The organism is Corynebacterium crudilactis (genome assembly GCF_001643015.1).
GTDB classification, from domain to species: domain Bacteria; phylum Actinomycetota; class Actinomycetes; order Mycobacteriales; family Mycobacteriaceae; genus Corynebacterium; species Corynebacterium crudilactis.
The window spans coordinates 2,612,450-2,628,547 of record NZ_CP015622.1 but is presented as its reverse complement, the minus strand read 5'-3'; the positions used below and the strand labels follow the sequence as shown (position 1 = coordinate 2,628,547).

Here is a 16,098-nt window from a genome sequence, read left to right as displayed (position 1 = left end):
ATTACGAGAGATTATGGTGAGCACTTCCGCTTGGAAGATTATTCAAGTCTTCAACAACAATGTGGTCCTAGCTGAGAACGGGTCAGATAGGGCTGTGTTATTGGGCCGTGGGCTTGGGTTTGGGCGTGCCCGTGGTGCTGCTGTTCAGCCTGATGCGGTGCAGGAGTATTTCCATCCATCGGCGATCCAGCCTCCTGAGCAGTTGGCACGGTTGATTGCGGAGCTCAATCCGGAGATCATTTCTTTGGCTCGTGAGCTGGCAGAAACCGCGGAGTTCATGTGTGATGTGACAATTCCGGATTCCACGGTGGTGGCAATGGCGGACCATATTCGCTTTGCTATTGATCGTGCAGCTCAGGGGATTTATCTGCCAAATCCGTTGCGCTGGGAGGTCAGCCAGTTTTATCCCCGCGAGTTCGCTTTCGGGCATAAGGCATTGGCACATATCAAAAGCACAACTCGGGTGAGTTTGCCGGAAGAAGAGGCAGTGTCGTTGGCCTTGCACGTGGTTAATGCGCAGTTTGCGCAGAACACTCGGCAGGATTCGATGGCGAGGACTGCCCAGCTCACCACGTTGCTCACCAAGGTTTTTGATGTGGTGGAGGCTGCTTTGCCGGATCAAGAGATTGATCGGGATTCCATGACGGCTGCCCGATTTATTACTCATCTGCGTTTTCTTTTGCAGCGCTTGATCGGGCGGGAAGGTAAAGCACATGAGGCGGAGAAGGGGCTTATCAGTCTGTCTTCCAAGGTGGCGGATGAATATCCAGTGTCGTTTTCCATCGCCGGAAAAGTGATCATGATGCTGCAGTTGGAGTTGGATACCACCTGCTCAGAAGATGAAGCAGTGTATTTGGCGTTGCATATAGCGCGTTTGATGAAGTCACCGCGATAAAGGGAGGGCGTGCCGGTCTGTAGGATTGGCACGTACCGAACCCAAAACACCTCATGGGAGTTTCGCATGAATCTGACATGGCTTATCCTGGCCGTCATTTTAGTCATCATTGCTGTGGTGTTCTTTTATCTTTCTGCACAGAAGAAAAAGAGCGAACCGCAGCCCCCTCGCCAACGTCAAGATCCGCTGAAATTTGCTGATGGTTCTGATACTTTCAACGCTCGAGTTTTAGGCCCTGGCGCAATTATTTCCCGCGGTGGTGTGGATTATGTGTGTCGTGGTGCTATTCAGCTTCGGCAAGGTCAATACATTTGGCATGAATATCTGCTGGATGGAGGCAAAGGCAGTGAGTACCTCAGCGTGGAATACGATGAGGGTCAGTTGAACCTTGGTTGGTGGATTTCTCGCCCAGATTTAGCCACAGCACCAACGCATGAAATCACCGTGGAGGGCGTGCGTTACCGCAAGACAGAATCTGGTGTGGGTTCCTTCGTTTCTGAGGGCACCACCGGCGTCGCTGACCAAGGTGAGTTTGAGTATTGGGATCTTGCAGAAACCGGCGGAGAAAAATTACTCAGCTTTGAGCGTTTTGGCTCCGATGGTCCATTTGAAGTCTCACTCGGGTGGAAAGTGCTGCCCGGTGAACTTATCGTCTATCCAGCACCCGAGGCATAATGATGCATCACATAGATTGCGCACCAACAGACGTCAACGCCGAAGCGCTTGGCGTGAGCTGGAATGGGGAATTGCCGGAGGTGCTTGCTGATAAGCTTATCGACGCATCCCCACACCCCACCACCTGCCATTTAGCGGTGATTGGCGGCTCGCATGTGGTCACCGTAGAAACCTCCGAAGGGAGTTTCCGGGAAGAAATTTCCTGCCATGCAGCACAATCAGAGGATGCTCGTTGGCCATTGCCTGAGAGCATCACGCGGGAAAACTACCTGCTGCAAACCAATGTGGCAGTGCTTTCTGAAGAGGATTTCGTGCGAGCAGCCGAGGAAATCTCTCAAGGTGGCGAGGAATGGTTGATCGCTAGTTTCCCTGGACCTACCCCTCATCACCTCACTGCGCTCACCGCTGAATTCTTGGAGGACGTGTGGGAATGGTTTAGCTATCACCTCTACCCAGAAGAACTCACAATTGTGAGCACGAGGAGCATTTACAAACCATGAGCTCTCGCAATTACCGAAGCATAGGGTTTATCCTGCTGTTTTTAGCAGTGCTGTGCCTATTTGCTGCGATTATCGCGAAGCCTGCTGTGGGCAGCCAAATCTCCGAGCGTTGGCCAGGTTCTAATGGAACTTATTCTTGTGCCAATGAAACAGGCGTTGCGGATCAAATCGTGAGCATGTCTAAGCCGGCAGAGCGTGCCACTGACCCGGCAACAGGTGATACCTACCTGCGGTATCGCAAGAATCTGATCATCGTTCAGGGTGAAGGAACCCCCGAATGCACCGTCACGGTGGAAGGTCTTGGACGCGTCAACAGCGGTGCCTTCATTTGGCTCGGTGGCGGCTTTGGTCCCTCTTCACCAAGTAGCTCCAGCGGCGGATCCTCCGGTTCCGGCGGTGGAGTGAAATAGCGTCACATAGAAAGTAATTATGAGTGAATATCTTGTCGACGGTGTCGTAGGCACCCTCGCGTATTTCGTGCTTGCCGCCGTCATTCTGGTCGTAGGCTTTGTCATTCTTGATCTGATTACGCCCGGAAAACTACACGAATTAGTGTTTGTGCACCACCTGCCCAACGCGGCAGTTATCACCGCAGCGCAACAGATGTCCATCGGTATCATCGTGGTCACCGCCGTTCTGACATCTTCGGATATCTTGTCCGAAGGCTTGCTGGAGACAGCAGTGTTTGGTGTCCTTGGCCTCCTGATTCAAGTGGTGGTCATGGTGATTTTGGAAGCCGTTATCCCAGGCCGATTCCGTGACCTCGTAGAAGATCCAAAACTGCGCTCCGGCGCAGTCGTGGCAGCAGTCATTTTGGTTGTGGTGGGAGCAGTAAACGCTGCATGTCTGATCTAGGCCCTATTTGGCGCTGGCTGTTATTAGTTTCTGTCTCCATCTGTGCGGCATCGGGGCTGGTTTATGAGCTAGCTCTGGTGTCACTGTCCACCAGTTTGAACGGTGGCGGAATTGTAGAAACTTCCCTCATCGTCGCAGGCTACGTGGCAGCTCTTGGACTTGGTGCCTTGCTGGTTAAACCCTTTTTGAAATGGCCAGCACAAACATTTCTGGGTGTGGAAACACTCCTTGGCCTCGTCGGTGGTTGTTCCGCGCTGGTGCTGTATTTCACCTTTGCAACCATCGGACAGTCCCTCTGGGTTTTGGTTCTGGCTACTGCAGCGATCGGTGTTTTAGTCGGTGCCGAACTTCCACTGCTCATGACCATGATCCAACAAGGTCGTCTTGCAGATGCTCGAACTACTGGATCCTTGGTAGCAACACTCAATGCTGCTGATTATTTGGGTGCGCTTTTAGGCGGACTCGCATGGCCATTCATCCTGCTTCCGTGGCTGGGCATGATGCGCGGTGCTGCAGCTGCCGGAATGATTAATTTGATCGCAGCACTTTTCGTAGGCTGTGTGCTGCTTCGACATTTGCTTCCGCGTACGCATTTTATTACCTCAGTGATTGCATTGTTAGTGGCTATCGCTGCTCTTGCTACTGTATTGGTGAAGTCCGAGGGAATCGTTGCCACTGCCAGGGCTCAGCTGTACCGAGATCCTGTCATCTATGCGCATCAATCGGATTACCAAGACATTGTGGTGACCGAACGTGGCAAAGATCGACGCCTTTATCTTAATGGCGGATTGCAATACTCTACTCGTGACCAGCATAGATATACGGAATCCTTGGTCTATCCAAGCTTGAGCCCAGATGCAGAATCCGTGTTGATTATCGGTGGCGGGGATGGACTCGCTGCGAGAGAATTACTGCGTTTTCCAGAGATGAAAATTACGCAAGTAGAACTCGACCCGGAAGTAATCTCCGTGGCAAATACCATTCTGCGCACTGACAATGGCGGTGCAATGGAAGATCCCCGGGTCTCAATTATCGTTGATGATGCCTTCACCTGGCTTAGATCCGGTGGCAACAATGGCGAACAGTATGATTCCATCATTATCGATCTGCCAGATCCCAACAATGACACCATGGCCAGGCTTTATTCCGAAGAGTTTTATACTCTGGCGCTCGCTCGGCTCAATGATGGTGGACGGATGGTCGTGCAATCTTCAAGCGCGTACACCACTCCCGATGTGTTTTGGCGTGTCCGGGCTACGTTGCAGTCGGCTGGCTGTGAACAAATAATCCCATATCATGTGCATGTTCCCACATTCGGGGACTGGGGTTTTCAATTATGCGGGCCTGCAGAGATGGAATTAGAACTTCGGTCAGATACACCTTCGTTGAGTTTCTTAAACGATGAGGTGCTGGCAGCGGCTTCTGTATTTGGCATGGATAATCAGCCGAAAGACCTCGAGCCGTCCACATTGGATCATCCCCGAGTCGTGGAAGATCTGCGCAGGGGCTACCGCGAATCAGGGGAGCAGTAGCGCTGATTTAAAGCGTCGAGTTTATCGAATGAGTATTTGTATTGCTGAAGCTTTGAAAGGCTCTTAAATCGCATTCTACGAGGGCACTATTTTTAGGCTTTGAGCAGTATTTTTAACCCGACCAAATGAGAGTGCCCACAGACCTATATTTTGGGAGATTTGGGCACCTGTGACTGGTTTCCAGAGCAGATAACCAGACCACAGTGCCCACGGGTCGAGCTTTGAGCTGCCGTGGGCACTCTCATTTGGTCTGAGCCCAGACAACCAGCCACAGGCGCCAAGCGCACAGGAAAAATCTGAAATCTTGTCACCTCCGACCGGTCCAACAGCGCACTGACATACAAAAAGCTGCGCACCCTCTCAGAAATCAAGGGTGCGCAGCTTTTAAATTACAAAAGACTTATGCCTTGTAGCGGTCGATTGCCTCTACGTGGATCTTCTCAGCCTCAGCCTTGTCGCCCCAGCCGGAACCGTCAACGTGCTTGCCCTTTTCCAGGTCCTTGTAGTGGACGAAGAAGTGCTCGATCTCATCCTTGAGGAAATCAGAGACATCGGAAATGTCCTGGATGTGGTCGTAGCGTGGGTCGTCGAGAACAGTGAGGAGCTTGTCGTCGCCGCCAGCTTCGTCGGTCATTTTGAAGACGCCGATGATGCGGGACTTAACTACAACAGCTGGGAAAACGGACTCTGGCAGGATGACAAGTGCATCCAATGGGTCGCCGTCTTCGCCGAGGGTGTGGTCGATGTATCCGTAGTCCAGTGGGTATGCCATTGGGGTGAACAGGTAGCGGTCGAGGTAGACCTTGCCGGTCTCGTGATCGATTTCGTACTTGTTGCGTGATCCCTTAGGGATTTCGACGGTTACTTCGATGCTCATTGAAGTCCTCTTTCTCAGGTTCCGAGTCGGATTAGTTGACTGATATTGAATTCTAGCGTGTTGTGAAATAACGGCAGGAATAGCACAAGGATGGGGGAATAATTCGCCGAAACTGCGAGTGAGGTTCTAGCTAGAGATAGCGGACAATATAAGGTGAGAGTTCTGTCGATGCTTTTAAAGGAGGGCCCATGAAAAATGCTTGGTGGGTGGGCTCGTCTGTAGGTGTGCTGATTGCCGTGGGGGCAGTCATTGGTGGTGGAGTGTGGGTGAACCAGGCTGGTTTTGGATTGAATCATCCGGAACCGATGTCTGTGGAGATGCCAGCTCCGCTGTTTTCTCCAGCGATTAATCCGGATGCAACAGAAACTCCAGATTTCTCTGCTTTGGTTCAGCAATTAGACACCCAGGCTGCAGATGCACGTTTGGGGACTTTTGTGGGAGTTGCCAGGGACGTGGAATCTGGTGAGATCGTGTGGGAACAAAACCAGGGCATTGCGGTGCGTCCAGCTTCGGCGACGAAGATTTTGACTGCTGCGGTGGCGTTGTATGAGTTGGGTCGCGATGACACCATTGCTACGGAAGTAGTTGAGGGCGCGCAGCCTGGCACAGTGGTGATTAAAGCTGGTGGCGATGTCACGTTGAGCCAGGAAAAGCTCGATGATTTGGCGACACAGCTTGAGGGCCAGGACATCAATACGGTGTTAATTGATACGTCCATTTGGCCGGATGAGTCTTTCGCTAGTACCTGGGATCCAGTGGATGTTGATGCAGGTTATATCGCAAAGGTGGAGCCTGCGATGATTGAATCTGCTCGAATTGGTGGGGCAGAAGGTGATCTGCCACGGTCACATACTCCGGCATTAGATGTGGCGAAGGCTGTGGCTGATCGCATCGGAGCCACAGAGGTAGGCGAAGGCACCGCTGCTGAAGGCGTGGTGCTGGCGAGTGTGGAATCTGAAACTTTGGAAAAGCGCTTGGGTCGTATGATGGAGGATTCTGACAATGTGATGGCGGAGGGCATCGCAAAGGAAGTTGCTGCATCGAAGGGATTGCCTACTGATTCGGCGAGCACTGCGCAGATGACACTGGATATCCTCAAGGACAAAGGTTTGGATCTCAGCGGTGTGTCCATTGTGGATAACTCTGGTTTGAGTTTCGATAATCTCATTACCCCGCGCTTGTTGGATGATATTTTGACGCGTGCTGCAACAGAGACGGAGTTGCGTTCGTTGTTGAGTTCTCTACCTATTGCGCACGGAAATGGCACGCTGGAAGAACGCTATGAAGACCTCTCGGGTGCTGGTTGGGTGCGTGCAAAAACTGGCACATTGACCAATACTTCGGCGCTTGCGGGTGTGGTGACTTCAGAGTCGGGACGGGTATTTACTTTTGCCTTTGTCTCTAATGATGCCGCTATTGTGCCTGCGCGTGCAGCTTTGGATGAGATGGCTTCGCTGCTGAGGGATTTTTAAGTGGTGGCGAAGATTGGTGAACTTGTCCTGCCTCGGATGAGTCCCAATTTTCTAGAGCTGCGCAAAGCTGTGCGTCCGTATCTGCATGATCATGTACATATTGGTTTATCTGGCGGTCCGGATTCACTTGCTTTGGTGGCAGCCACTTTGGCAGAGGGGGTGCAGGTCAGCGCCATGTGTATTGACCACAATCTGCAGGCAGGTTCTCGTGCGGTGGCGGAAAATGCCGCTGCGCTGGCCCGCCACATGGGTGCTCATGCGCAGGTGCACAGCATTCAAGTCTCGCCGGGGGAGGGGATGGAAGCAGCGGCTCGTGAGGCGAGATATGCTTCCTTTTCCCAGCTCACCGATGAAATTTGGGTGGGCCACACCATGGATGATCAGGCAGAAACGTATCTTCTCGGCGGCTTGCGGGGTAATCCTGCAGGTATGAAGGATGCTTTTCGACGCCCCGAGCTATCCGTTATTCGCCCCCTTTTAGGCGTGCGACGTGCGCACACGCATGGGGCATGCGCAGAATTAGGCTTGACGCCATGGCAAGATCCACAAAATTTTGATGATGCTTTCCGCCGGGTATCTATCCGGAATAAAGTGATTCCTCTGCTCGCAGAAGTCCACGGGGGTGACCCTGTACCTGGATTAGCACTTGCAGCGCGACGCGCTGTGGAGGATGCCGAAGTGGTGGAAGGCGACGTCGAAAAGCGACGCCATGAGTGGCAAGACGGGTTCCCTATCGCATTAGCTGCGGAACCTACCGGCCTGCGAAAGCGCATGCTGGCGGATTTTTTGCGGGGACACGGAATCGCTGTGAGCTCGCGGAAAATCGACGCGGTAGACCGATTGCTGAGCGATTGGCACGGACAGGGTGGCGTCGCCGTGGGTAAGAGCGATGCCGGAAGGTTGGAAGTGGTGCGTCAAAGTGGCAAGCTTAAGATCACCGATTGACACCCAAACCAAGATGACAATAAGGGGAACGCACCGATGAGCAATAACGTAGAAATGGCCGACCACAAGAACTTCGATGTGCCAACCAACCCATATGGTGCCGATATCGAATCCGTCTTGATCAGTGAAGACAAGCTCAAAGAGCGTATCGCCGAGATGGCCAAGCGCGTCTCCGAAGAGTTCAAAGATGCAGAAGATGACCTCATTTTGGTCTGTGTGCTCAAGGGTGCATTCTACTTCCTGGCCGATTTCTCCCGCATGCTTGACATTCCTACCCAGTCTGAATTCATGGCTGTTTCCTCCTACGGAAACTCCACCTCATCTTCAGGCGTGGTGCGCATCCTCAAAGACCTGGATAAGGAAATCGAAGGTCGCGATGTTCTCATCGTGGAAGACATCATCGATTCCGGCCTGACCCTGTCTTGGCTCATGCGCAACCTGAAAAACCGCAATCCTAAGTCTTTGAACGTGGTCACTTTGCTACGTAAACCAGAGCGCTTGACCACCAGCATCGACATGTTTGACATCGGATTCGATATTCCGAATGAATTTGTTGTGGGCTATGGCCTAGATTTTGCTGAGCGCTACCGTGACCTGCCATATGTGGGCACCCTGGAGCCTAGCGTTTACTCCGATTAGGAGATAAAGCTAGCGGCAGGGGAACGTTTTTGGATTCTCAATCGTTTGACCTGTTGTCTAGCTTTTAAACCTCTCAAAGATTAACCCCATTTCGATCCCGAGAAAGGCACGGGCAAAACGGCTTTAATCGAGCCGGATGGCCACTGCGTATGAAGAACAAGAAATACCTGCAGATCGGCGGAGTTGCAGCCGTAGTCCTCATCGTGCTGTTTTTGGTGTCCCTGTTTAGCAGCGACACCAGGAAATTCCAGGAGGTAGATACCTCCATTGCGATGGAACAGCTTGATGCCGGAAACGTTGCCGAAGCTCAGATCGATGACAGGGAACAGCGTGTCCGCCTGACTTTGCGTGATCCAATTACCGTGGAAGAGCGTGAAGGCGTTGAGGAAATCATCGCCAAGTATCCAGCTCGCACCGCGCCGGTAATATTTGAGAAGGTGGAATCAGCAGAAACTGATTCCTACACCACCAACGTGACTCAGGACAGCTTCCTGATGTCCATGTTGAGCTTCATCTTGCCGATGGTCATTATCTTCGGCTTACTCATGTTCTTCCTCACCCGCATGCAGGGTGGCGGCATGTTTGGCATCGGCAGCTCGAAGGCCAAACAGCTGACCAAGGACATGCCTACCAACACCTTCGCAGATGTTGCAGGTGCTGAAGAAGCAGTGGATGAACTCCACGAAATCAAGGACTTCCTGGAAGATCCTTCCCGCTATGAGGCACTCGGCGCGAAGATACCACGTGGTGTGCTTCTCTACGGCCCTCCTGGCACTGGTAAAACCTTGCTGGCTCGTGCTGTTGCCGGTGAAGCAGGAGTACCTTTCTACTCCATTTCCGGTTCCGATTTCGTAGAAATGTTCGTTGGCGTGGGCGCATCGCGTGTGCGTGATCTGTTCAAGCAGGCAAAGGAAAACAGCCCGTGCATCATCTTCGTCGATGAGATCGATGCAGTTGGTCGCGCCCGTGGCTCAGGAATGGGCGGCGGACACGATGAGCGTGAACAAACCCTGAACCAGCTGCTGGTGGAAATGGATGGCTTCGGAGACCGCCAAGGCGTTATCTTGATGGCTGCTACCAACCGCCCTGATGTGCTGGATCCAGCGCTGCTGCGCCCGGGCCGTTTTGACCGCCAGATCCCAGTGACCAACCCTGATCTTCGTGGACGCGAGCAGATCCTGGCAGTCCACGCTAAGGGTAAGCCTTTTGCACCAGATGCAGATATCAAATCTTTGGCAAAGCGCACTGCTGGCATGTCTGGTGCCGACCTGGCCAATGTGCTCAATGAAGCAGCACTGTTGACTGCTCGCGTGGGTGGCAATGTGATCACCGCGGATGCTTTGGAAGAGGCAACTGACCGTGTGGTTGGCGGGCCTCGTCGTTCCGGCAAGATCATTTCTGAGAAGGAAAAGAAGGTCACCGCCTACCATGAAGGTGGACACACTCTGTCTGCATGGGCCTTGGCAGATATTGAACGTGTTTACAAGGTCACCATTCTTGCTCGTGGTCGCACCGGCGGACATGCAATGACAGCCCAAGAAGATGACAAGGGCATGTACAACCGCAATGAGCTTTTCGCTCGTCTGGTATTCGCCATGGGTGGACGCTCTGCCGAGGAACTCGTGTTCGGTGAACCAACCACTGGTGCTTCTGCCGATATCGAAATGGCCACCAAGATTGCCCGTGGCATGGTGACTGAATACGGCATGTCACCTGCAGTGGGCATGGTGAAATATGGCCAAGAACAAGGCGATCCATTCTCTGGCCGAGGCGGCGGCGGAAACCTGGACCATTCCCAGGAAGTCGCTGCAACCATTGACACCGAAGTGCAGTTCCTCCTGGACAAGGCACATGAGATTTCTTATTCCATTCTGGCTGAATACCGCGATCACTTGGATCGTTTGGCAGAAAAACTCCTGGAAAAGGAAACCCTGCGCCGCCCAGATCTCGAAGAACTTTTCGATGACATCGTGCCACGCAAGGTCTCTGAAGTATTCCCAGATGAATCCACACGTTTCCCACGCCAGGAAAACCGTGAGCCAGTGAAAACTCCAGTGGAGCTCGCTTTGGAACGTGGCGAAGAACCACCGAAGAAGTTCTCCATCTTGGAAGCATCCCGCGCTACCCGTGAGCGTCGCCGCAAGGAATTGGAAGCACAGGGCAACGCACCGGTGCAGCCAGCTAACTCTGATGCTGCCGCAGCACCAGCAACTCCTTCTTATGGTGCGCAACCTCCAGCTGATTGGAGCGTGCCAGGTTCTGCAGGCAAGCACCGTGCAGGTTTTGAAGAGCAGGTGGCAGATGCTGGAGCTCCAGCACCAGGTGCACGTCCAAACCCTTATGCTTCTGGCGAACACCCAGGCATGAAGGCATACGGTTTTGGTGATGCGGAACTGATGGACCAATCAACAGGCGAGGAACACACTCCAGGTAACCTCTCTCAGGAAGCCCCAACCGAAATGATCGGATTCCGTCTGCCAGATCATGAACGTCCGGACTACCCAGAAAAGGCTCCTCGAAAGTCAGTTTTGGATGCTTCTGAAACCACTGAAATTCCAGTGGTGAAAGACAGCCCGGCTACTCATGCTGATGAATCCGAGAAGCCTGCGGAGGGTCTGAACGATAATCCGGAAAATGAAGGAGACAACCGTGGATAACCACGCTGCAGTTCGCGAGTTCGACGAGGAGCGCGCAACAGCTGCGATTCGTGAGTTACTCATCGCTGTGGGTGAAGATCCAGACCGTGAAGGTCTTTTGGAAACCCCAGCTCGTGTAGCCAGGGCCTACAAGGAAACTTTTGCAGGCCTTCACGAGGACCCAACAACCGTGCTGGAAAAGACCTTCTCCGAAGGCCACGAAGAGCTGGTTTTGGTACGGGAAATCCCTATCTACTCCATGTGCGAACACCACTTGGTGCCATTTTACGGAGTGGCTCACATCGGTTATATCCCAGGAAAATCTGGCAAGGTAACCGGACTGTCCAAGCTTGCGCGTTTGGCAGATATGTATGCCAAGCGCCCACAGGTGCAGGAGCGGTTGACCTCACAGATCGCGGATGCACTTGTCGACAAGCTTGATGCTCAGGCTGTTGCAGTGGTGATTGAAGCTGAGCACCTGTGCATGGCAATGCGCGGCATCCGTAAGCCTGGTGCGGTGACCACTACCTCTGCGGTACGCGGCGGTTTTAAAACCAATGCTGCCTCACGCGCTGAGGTGTTCTCCCTGATTCGGGGACGCTAATGAATGTCTCCTCTTTGACCATCCCGGGACGCTGTTTGGTCATGGGAATCGTCAATGTCACTGAGGATTCCTTCTCTGACGGTGGCAGGTACATCGACGTGGACAAGGCCATTGCGCATGCTCATGAGCTGGTTGCTGCTGGCGCTGACATGATCGATGTCGGCGGCGAGTCCACTCGCCCCGGAGCAGTGCGCGTCGACGCAGCCCTGGAACGCGACAGAGTAGTGCCGGTCATCCAGGCGCTTCACGACGCCGGAATCCATACTTCGGTAGACACCATGCGAGCATCTGTGGCAGAAGCAGCAGCCAAAGCTGGTGTCTCCATGATCAATGATGTCTCCGGAGGTTTGGCCGATCCAGATATGTTCTCTGTGATGGCAGATGCCAAAATTCCGGTATGCCTGATGCATTGGCGCACCGTGCAGTTTGGCGATGCCGCCGGCCAAGCAGATCACGGCGGAGATGTTGTCACCGATGTACACGCTGTTTTAGATGATCTTGTGGCACGCGCTACCGCAGCTGGTGTGGCAGAAGACCAGATCGTGCTTGATCCAGGCTTAGGCTTTGCAAAAACAAAAGAAGATAACTGGAGTTTGCTGCAAGCTTTACCAGAATTTATTGCTGGACCTTTCCCGATTTTGGTGGGTGCATCCCGCAAACGATTCTTAGCCGGAGTGCGCAAAGAACGTGGACTTGAAGTCACCCCAATTGATGCAGATCCCGCCACCGCAGCAGTGACTGCGGTATCCGCACACATGGGAGCATGGGGTGTGCGCGTGCACGATGTTCCAGTTTCCCGAGACGCAGTTGATGTTGCCGCATTGTGGCGAAGTGGAGGAACGTACAATGGCTGATCGCATTGAGCTTAAAGGCCTTGAGTGCTTTGGGCACCATGGTGTGTTTGACTTTGAAAAAGAACAGGGACAGCCCTTCATTGTGGATGTCACCTGTTGGATGGATTTCTCTGCTGCAGGTGCCAGCGATGATCTTTCCGACACCGTAGACTATGGCGCGTTGGCACTTTTGGTGGCAGATATCGTGGAGGGTCCTTCACGAGATCTCATCGAAACTGTGGCCACGGAATCTGCAGATACTGTGATGGCGACCTTCGATGCGCTTCACGCTGTGGAAGTAACCATTCATAAGCCAAAAGCTCCGATCCCGCGCACCTTTGCCGATGTCGCAGTGGTTGCTAGGCGCTCCCGGAAATCCATGAACGCAGGAAAGTAGGAGGTCTAATGCATGCTGTTTTATCGATCGGTTCCAATATGGACGATCGTTATGCACTGCTCAACACAGTGATTGAAGAATTCAAAGATGAGATCGTGGCACAGTCCTCGATCTACTCCACACCACCGTGGGGCATTGAAGATCAAGATGAATTCCTCAATACAGTGCTGGTAGTGGAAGTAGAAGGCACCCCACTTGAGCTGCTCCGCCGGGGCCAAAATCTCGAGGAAGCAGCCGAAAGAGTTCGTGTCCGCAAATGGGGTCCACGCACCCTAGATGTGGATATTGTGCAGATCATCAACAATGGGGAAGAGATCCTTTCCGAAGATCCCGAACTGACCCTGCCACATCCATGGGCATGGCAGCGCGCTTTCGTGCTGCTGCCTTGGCTGGAAGCAGAACCTGACGCAGTATTACACGGCACCACCATTGCCGAACATGTGGATAATCTTGATCCCACTGACATCGAAGGTGTCACCAAAATTTAAGGAGCTTTGGGTTTCTCATGCAAAAAACGTCACCGGGCTGGTTGATCGCAACGGGTGGTTTTCTCGCTGCAGTCTCTGCCATTTTGACGTGGCGTTTTTATGGATCCATGAGCACCATCCCACTGACTGTCTCCATCACCTTTTGGCTCTTAGCGGTGGTGTGTGGAGTAGCCGGTGTGAAGATTCAAGGGCGTGTGGACGAAGGGCTCATCGGCCAAGACAAAACCCAAATGAATCCCATGACCATTGCCTTTTTAGCCATGCTGGGACGGGCATGTGCATGGGGTGGTGCGATTTTCGGCGGAATTTACATTGGCATCAGTAGTTTTGTCATTCCCCGCGCCGGCGAGTTGTCGGCTGCTTCTGCAGATCTTCCTGGAGTAATAGCCTGTGCGCTGGGCGGAATCGCTTTATCAGCTGCCGGAGTATATTTAGAAAAAAGCTGTGAGGCACCGCCTCCACAATCTGGAGAAACGATCAGCTAGATTGGAAAACATGAATCAAGACCTGTCACACGAGGATTCCGGCGACGGCAATTCTGTCGATCGTGGACAGATCCTATTAGCTGCCCTCATCGGACTCGCATTGATTGCCAGTGTCATCATGCTCTTGGCTGATAGTGACGGCGCGATGAAGATCGCGTTGCTTGCTGCACTGTGGGCGGCGATCATTGGATTTTTCCTAGTTTATCGATCCCGCAAACAAGTAGATGCTGCTGCGCAAGAAAAGGAAACTCTGGAACTTGCGCACCAAGCTGAACTCAACCGACTAGAAGCAGAACGTCTGCAGTCCAAAGTAGACAAGACTGAAACCCAGCGCGCGCAGGATCAAAAAACCCTGCAGGATATCAAAGTTCAGCTGGAAGAGCTGCGTACCCAACTGTCTGATCTCTCTGGCCGCGAGTGGGGCTATGAACCAACAATGCTGCGGGCTGAAGCTCGTCGAGTATTGGAATTGGAATCACAGCAAATGCGGGTGGAACAAACTCCAGTCGAGACTCCAGCGATGTTTGTCACCCCGGAGCCAGTTGCAGAACCTGAGATTCCAGAAGTACCTGTTATCCCAGAGCCTGTGGCAGCGCCAGCACCAGTTGCAGAGCCGATTCCTGTACCTGAACCAATTGAAGTTGAAGTAGAAGAAGCGCCAACCACAGGTAGAAGAAGGCGCAGGCACGCAGCCCCTGATGAAGGTGGCGGACGCCGACGCAAAGATGAACGCGGCGGTTTGAGCGTTGCGGAACTACTAGCAGCAGCACGAAAGCGGGAACAAGAATAGTGCAAGCTCCACGGCTTCGCGTTGGCTTTTTTGCAGATGTTACGCATATAACCGATGTACCTGAAAAACTGGATTTAGCAGGACACCACGTGACCCTCCTGCACGATCCACAGGAGATCGAAGACTATGAACTCATAGTTATAGAGTCTGACAACGTGGAGGGGTTCGTCGAAAAGCTTGCTGCTTTTGCGCACCGAGGACAGATGTTCCTGCATACCTCACTCACCCACAACATCACCGTCATGGATCCGCTGGAGACCGCGGGAGGCATCGTGATGTCGGCGCACCCGATTGGGCAGGACCGCTGGGTTGTTTCTTCGGTAGATGAGCTGGGGGAGACCATCGTTGGTCTGCTAGTCGGCGAAATGGGTGGCTCAATAATTGAGATCACCGATGCGCAGCGCCCAGAGCTGGCAGCAGCATTAGCCTATGCGAAAATGCTCGCTAGTCTGCGTTTTGATGCCACGTCGTACCTGAACGAATTCCTCGGCGATATACAAATAGCCGATGACCTTGTGAGAGGTGCCGAGGTTTCGCTCCGCCCTGATCTGAGCCACTATGATGCGATAAGAGACCCCAACAGGAAGCAGCTCTTCCGGGATATGGCACAGTGGGCAACACAAAAGGAGAACCGTTGAGCTTCACGCATGGTCAGGGCAAAGTTTTTGAGACTGTCGAACACATTCGCATGTTCGGCAGCGCCCTGCGCAAAACTGGCAAACCAGTGGTTCTTGTTCCACTGGGAAATGGTCTGCACGCTGGCCATATTGCGCTTATCCGCGCAGCAAAACGCATCCCCGGTGCGGTGGTCATCGTGTCTTATTCAGGCCCAGAAGCTGATCATGCGCGCCTCAAGGAAGAGCTTATCGACGCCATCTTCCCCTTCGATCCCGCCACTCTATGGCCTCACGGCATCCGCATGGAAGTATCCGGTGGCCCCTCCCTTAACCCGCAGGGCGCAGAAGTAACTCGTGTGCTTGGCATGCTGGGTATTACTGGTGCCACCGATGTTGTGCTGGGCGAAAAAGACTATGAGCTGGTTGTTTCTGTTCAGCGTGCACTCAATGATCTGCACATGCCAGTAAAACTGCATTCCGTTCCCACAGTGCGCATGCCAGATGGTTTAGCAATCTCCTTGCGCAATGTGTCTGTCCCGGAAGAAGTCCGCGAAACTGCATTGAGCCTGGCAGCAGCCCTTACCGCCGGCGCGCATTCCGCAGAACATGGCGCAACTGTCGTGATTGACACCGTGACGCAAGTTCTCCACGCAGCTGGCGTGACCCCAGATTATGTAGAAATCCGAGGTCTAGACCTTGGACCAGCCCCAGAACTTGGCGACGCCCGCCTCTTCGCCGCCATCACCCTCGGCGAAATCCAGCTCCACGACAATGTGGGCCTTCCACTCGGCATCGGCTTCAAAAACATCGAAGGCTGATATCCCCGGTTTACCCAGTTCGCATACCTTTCGACTACCC

Annotated in this window: 19 protein-coding genes; 18 read left to right on the top strand and 1 reads right to left on the bottom strand. The window is 53.2% G+C overall.

Annotation, left to right across the window (positions count from 1 at the left end):
* Positions 1-13 precede the first annotated feature (13 nt).
* The 6 genes from ccrud_RS12200 (at position 14) to ccrud_RS12175 (ending at position 4,457) form a co-directional block, all read left to right on the top strand.
* Entirely contained in the window at positions 14-895 is an 882-nt protein-coding gene (locus ccrud_RS12200) for a PRD domain-containing protein (protein WP_066568170.1), read from the top strand.
* A gap of 66 nt (positions 896-961) precedes the next feature.
* The gene (locus ccrud_RS12195; RefSeq protein WP_066568158.1) at positions 962-1,570 is read left to right on the top strand and encodes a DUF4178 domain-containing protein; all 609 of its coding nucleotides are present in this window, start codon (positions 962-964) and stop codon (positions 1,568-1,570) included.
* Positions 1,570-2,070, top strand: coding sequence for a DUF2617 family protein (locus tag ccrud_RS12190; protein WP_066568153.1), 501 nt, complete (start codon positions 1,570-1,572; stop codon positions 2,068-2,070). The genes ccrud_RS12195 and ccrud_RS12190 overlap by 1 nt, the downstream gene beginning before the upstream one ends.
* Positions 2,067-2,480, top strand: a complete 414-nt coding sequence (locus tag ccrud_RS12185; protein ID WP_066568141.1) for a DUF4247 domain-containing protein — start codon at positions 2,067-2,069, stop codon at positions 2,478-2,480. The genes ccrud_RS12190 and ccrud_RS12185 overlap by 4 nt, the downstream gene beginning before the upstream one ends.
* Positions 2,481-2,499: 19 nt before the next feature.
* Positions 2,500-2,925: a DUF350 domain-containing protein gene (locus ccrud_RS12180; protein WP_066568140.1), complete on the top strand. Its 426-nt coding sequence runs from the start codon at positions 2,500-2,502 to the stop codon at positions 2,923-2,925.
* Positions 2,913-4,457, top strand: coding sequence for a polyamine aminopropyltransferase (locus ccrud_RS12175; RefSeq protein ID WP_066568139.1), 1,545 nt, complete (start codon positions 2,913-2,915; stop codon positions 4,455-4,457). The genes ccrud_RS12180 and ccrud_RS12175 overlap by 13 nt, the downstream gene beginning before the upstream one ends.
* A 400-nt stretch (positions 4,458-4,857) precedes the next feature.
* Here the strand turns inward: ccrud_RS12175 and ccrud_RS12170 are convergent, their stop codons facing one another.
* A complete protein-coding gene (locus ccrud_RS12170) occupies positions 4,858-5,334 on the bottom strand; it encodes an inorganic diphosphatase (protein ID WP_066568136.1) in 477 nt (158 codons plus the stop codon).
* A 188-nt stretch (positions 5,335-5,522) separates the two neighbouring features.
* Between ccrud_RS12170 and dacB the strand changes: the two genes are divergently transcribed.
* The 12 genes from dacB (at position 5,523) to ccrud_RS12110 (ending at position 16,058) form a co-directional block, all read left to right on the top strand.
* Positions 5,523-6,806: a D-alanyl-D-alanine carboxypeptidase/D-alanyl-D-alanine endopeptidase gene (gene dacB, locus ccrud_RS12165; protein WP_066568135.1), complete on the top strand. Its 1,284-nt coding sequence runs from the start codon at positions 5,523-5,525 to the stop codon at positions 6,804-6,806.
* On the top strand, positions 6,807-7,751 hold the full coding sequence (gene tilS, locus ccrud_RS12160) for a tRNA lysidine(34) synthetase TilS (protein ID WP_066568132.1): 945 nt from the start codon (positions 6,807-6,809) through the stop codon (positions 7,749-7,751).
* 54 nt (positions 7,752-7,805) lie between these two features.
* Positions 7,806-8,390: a hypoxanthine phosphoribosyltransferase gene (gene hpt, locus ccrud_RS12155; protein ID WP_066569921.1), complete on the top strand. Its 585-nt coding sequence runs from the start codon at positions 7,806-7,808 to the stop codon at positions 8,388-8,390.
* A gap of 149 nt (positions 8,391-8,539) precedes the next feature.
* On the top strand, positions 8,540-11,047 hold the full coding sequence (ftsH, locus tag ccrud_RS12150) for an ATP-dependent zinc metalloprotease FtsH (protein ID WP_066568130.1): 2,508 nt from the start codon (positions 8,540-8,542) through the stop codon (positions 11,045-11,047).
* A complete protein-coding gene (gene folE, locus ccrud_RS12145) occupies positions 11,025-11,630 on the top strand; it encodes a GTP cyclohydrolase I FolE (protein ID WP_066568128.1) in 606 nt (201 codons plus the stop codon). The genes ftsH and folE overlap by 23 nt, the downstream gene beginning before the upstream one ends.
* Entirely contained in the window at positions 11,630-12,484 is an 855-nt protein-coding gene (folP, locus tag ccrud_RS12140; RefSeq protein WP_066568126.1) for a dihydropteroate synthase, read from the top strand. The genes folE and folP overlap by 1 nt, the downstream gene beginning before the upstream one ends.
* Complete coding sequence (gene folB / locus ccrud_RS12135; protein WP_066568124.1) at positions 12,477-12,860, top strand: dihydroneopterin aldolase; 384 nt, start codon at positions 12,477-12,479, stop codon at positions 12,858-12,860. The genes folP and folB overlap by 8 nt, the downstream gene beginning before the upstream one ends.
* Before the next feature lie 8 nt (positions 12,861-12,868).
* Complete coding sequence (gene folK, locus ccrud_RS12130) at positions 12,869-13,348, top strand: 2-amino-4-hydroxy-6-hydroxymethyldihydropteridine diphosphokinase (RefSeq protein WP_066568118.1); 480 nt, start codon at positions 12,869-12,871, stop codon at positions 13,346-13,348.
* Positions 13,349-13,365: 17 nt separating this feature from the next.
* Entirely contained in the window at positions 13,366-13,833 is a 468-nt protein-coding gene (locus ccrud_RS12125) for a DUF3180 domain-containing protein (protein WP_066568109.1), read from the top strand.
* Between the two features lie 10 nt (positions 13,834-13,843).
* Positions 13,844-14,623, top strand: a complete 780-nt coding sequence (locus ccrud_RS12120) for a DUF6779 domain-containing protein (protein ID WP_066569918.1) — start codon at positions 13,844-13,846, stop codon at positions 14,621-14,623.
* A gap of 89 nt (positions 14,624-14,712) precedes the next feature.
* On the top strand, positions 14,713-15,261 hold the full coding sequence (locus tag ccrud_RS12115; RefSeq protein ID WP_157776024.1) for a 6PGD fold domain-containing protein: 549 nt from the start codon (positions 14,713-14,715) through the stop codon (positions 15,259-15,261).
* Positions 15,258-16,058 (top strand): pantoate--beta-alanine ligase, encoded by an 801-nt coding sequence (locus ccrud_RS12110; protein ID WP_066568103.1) that lies wholly within the window; start codon positions 15,258-15,260, stop codon positions 16,056-16,058. Before ccrud_RS12115 ends, ccrud_RS12110 begins: the two co-directional genes overlap by 4 nt.
* Positions 16,059-16,098: the final 40 nt, after the last annotated feature.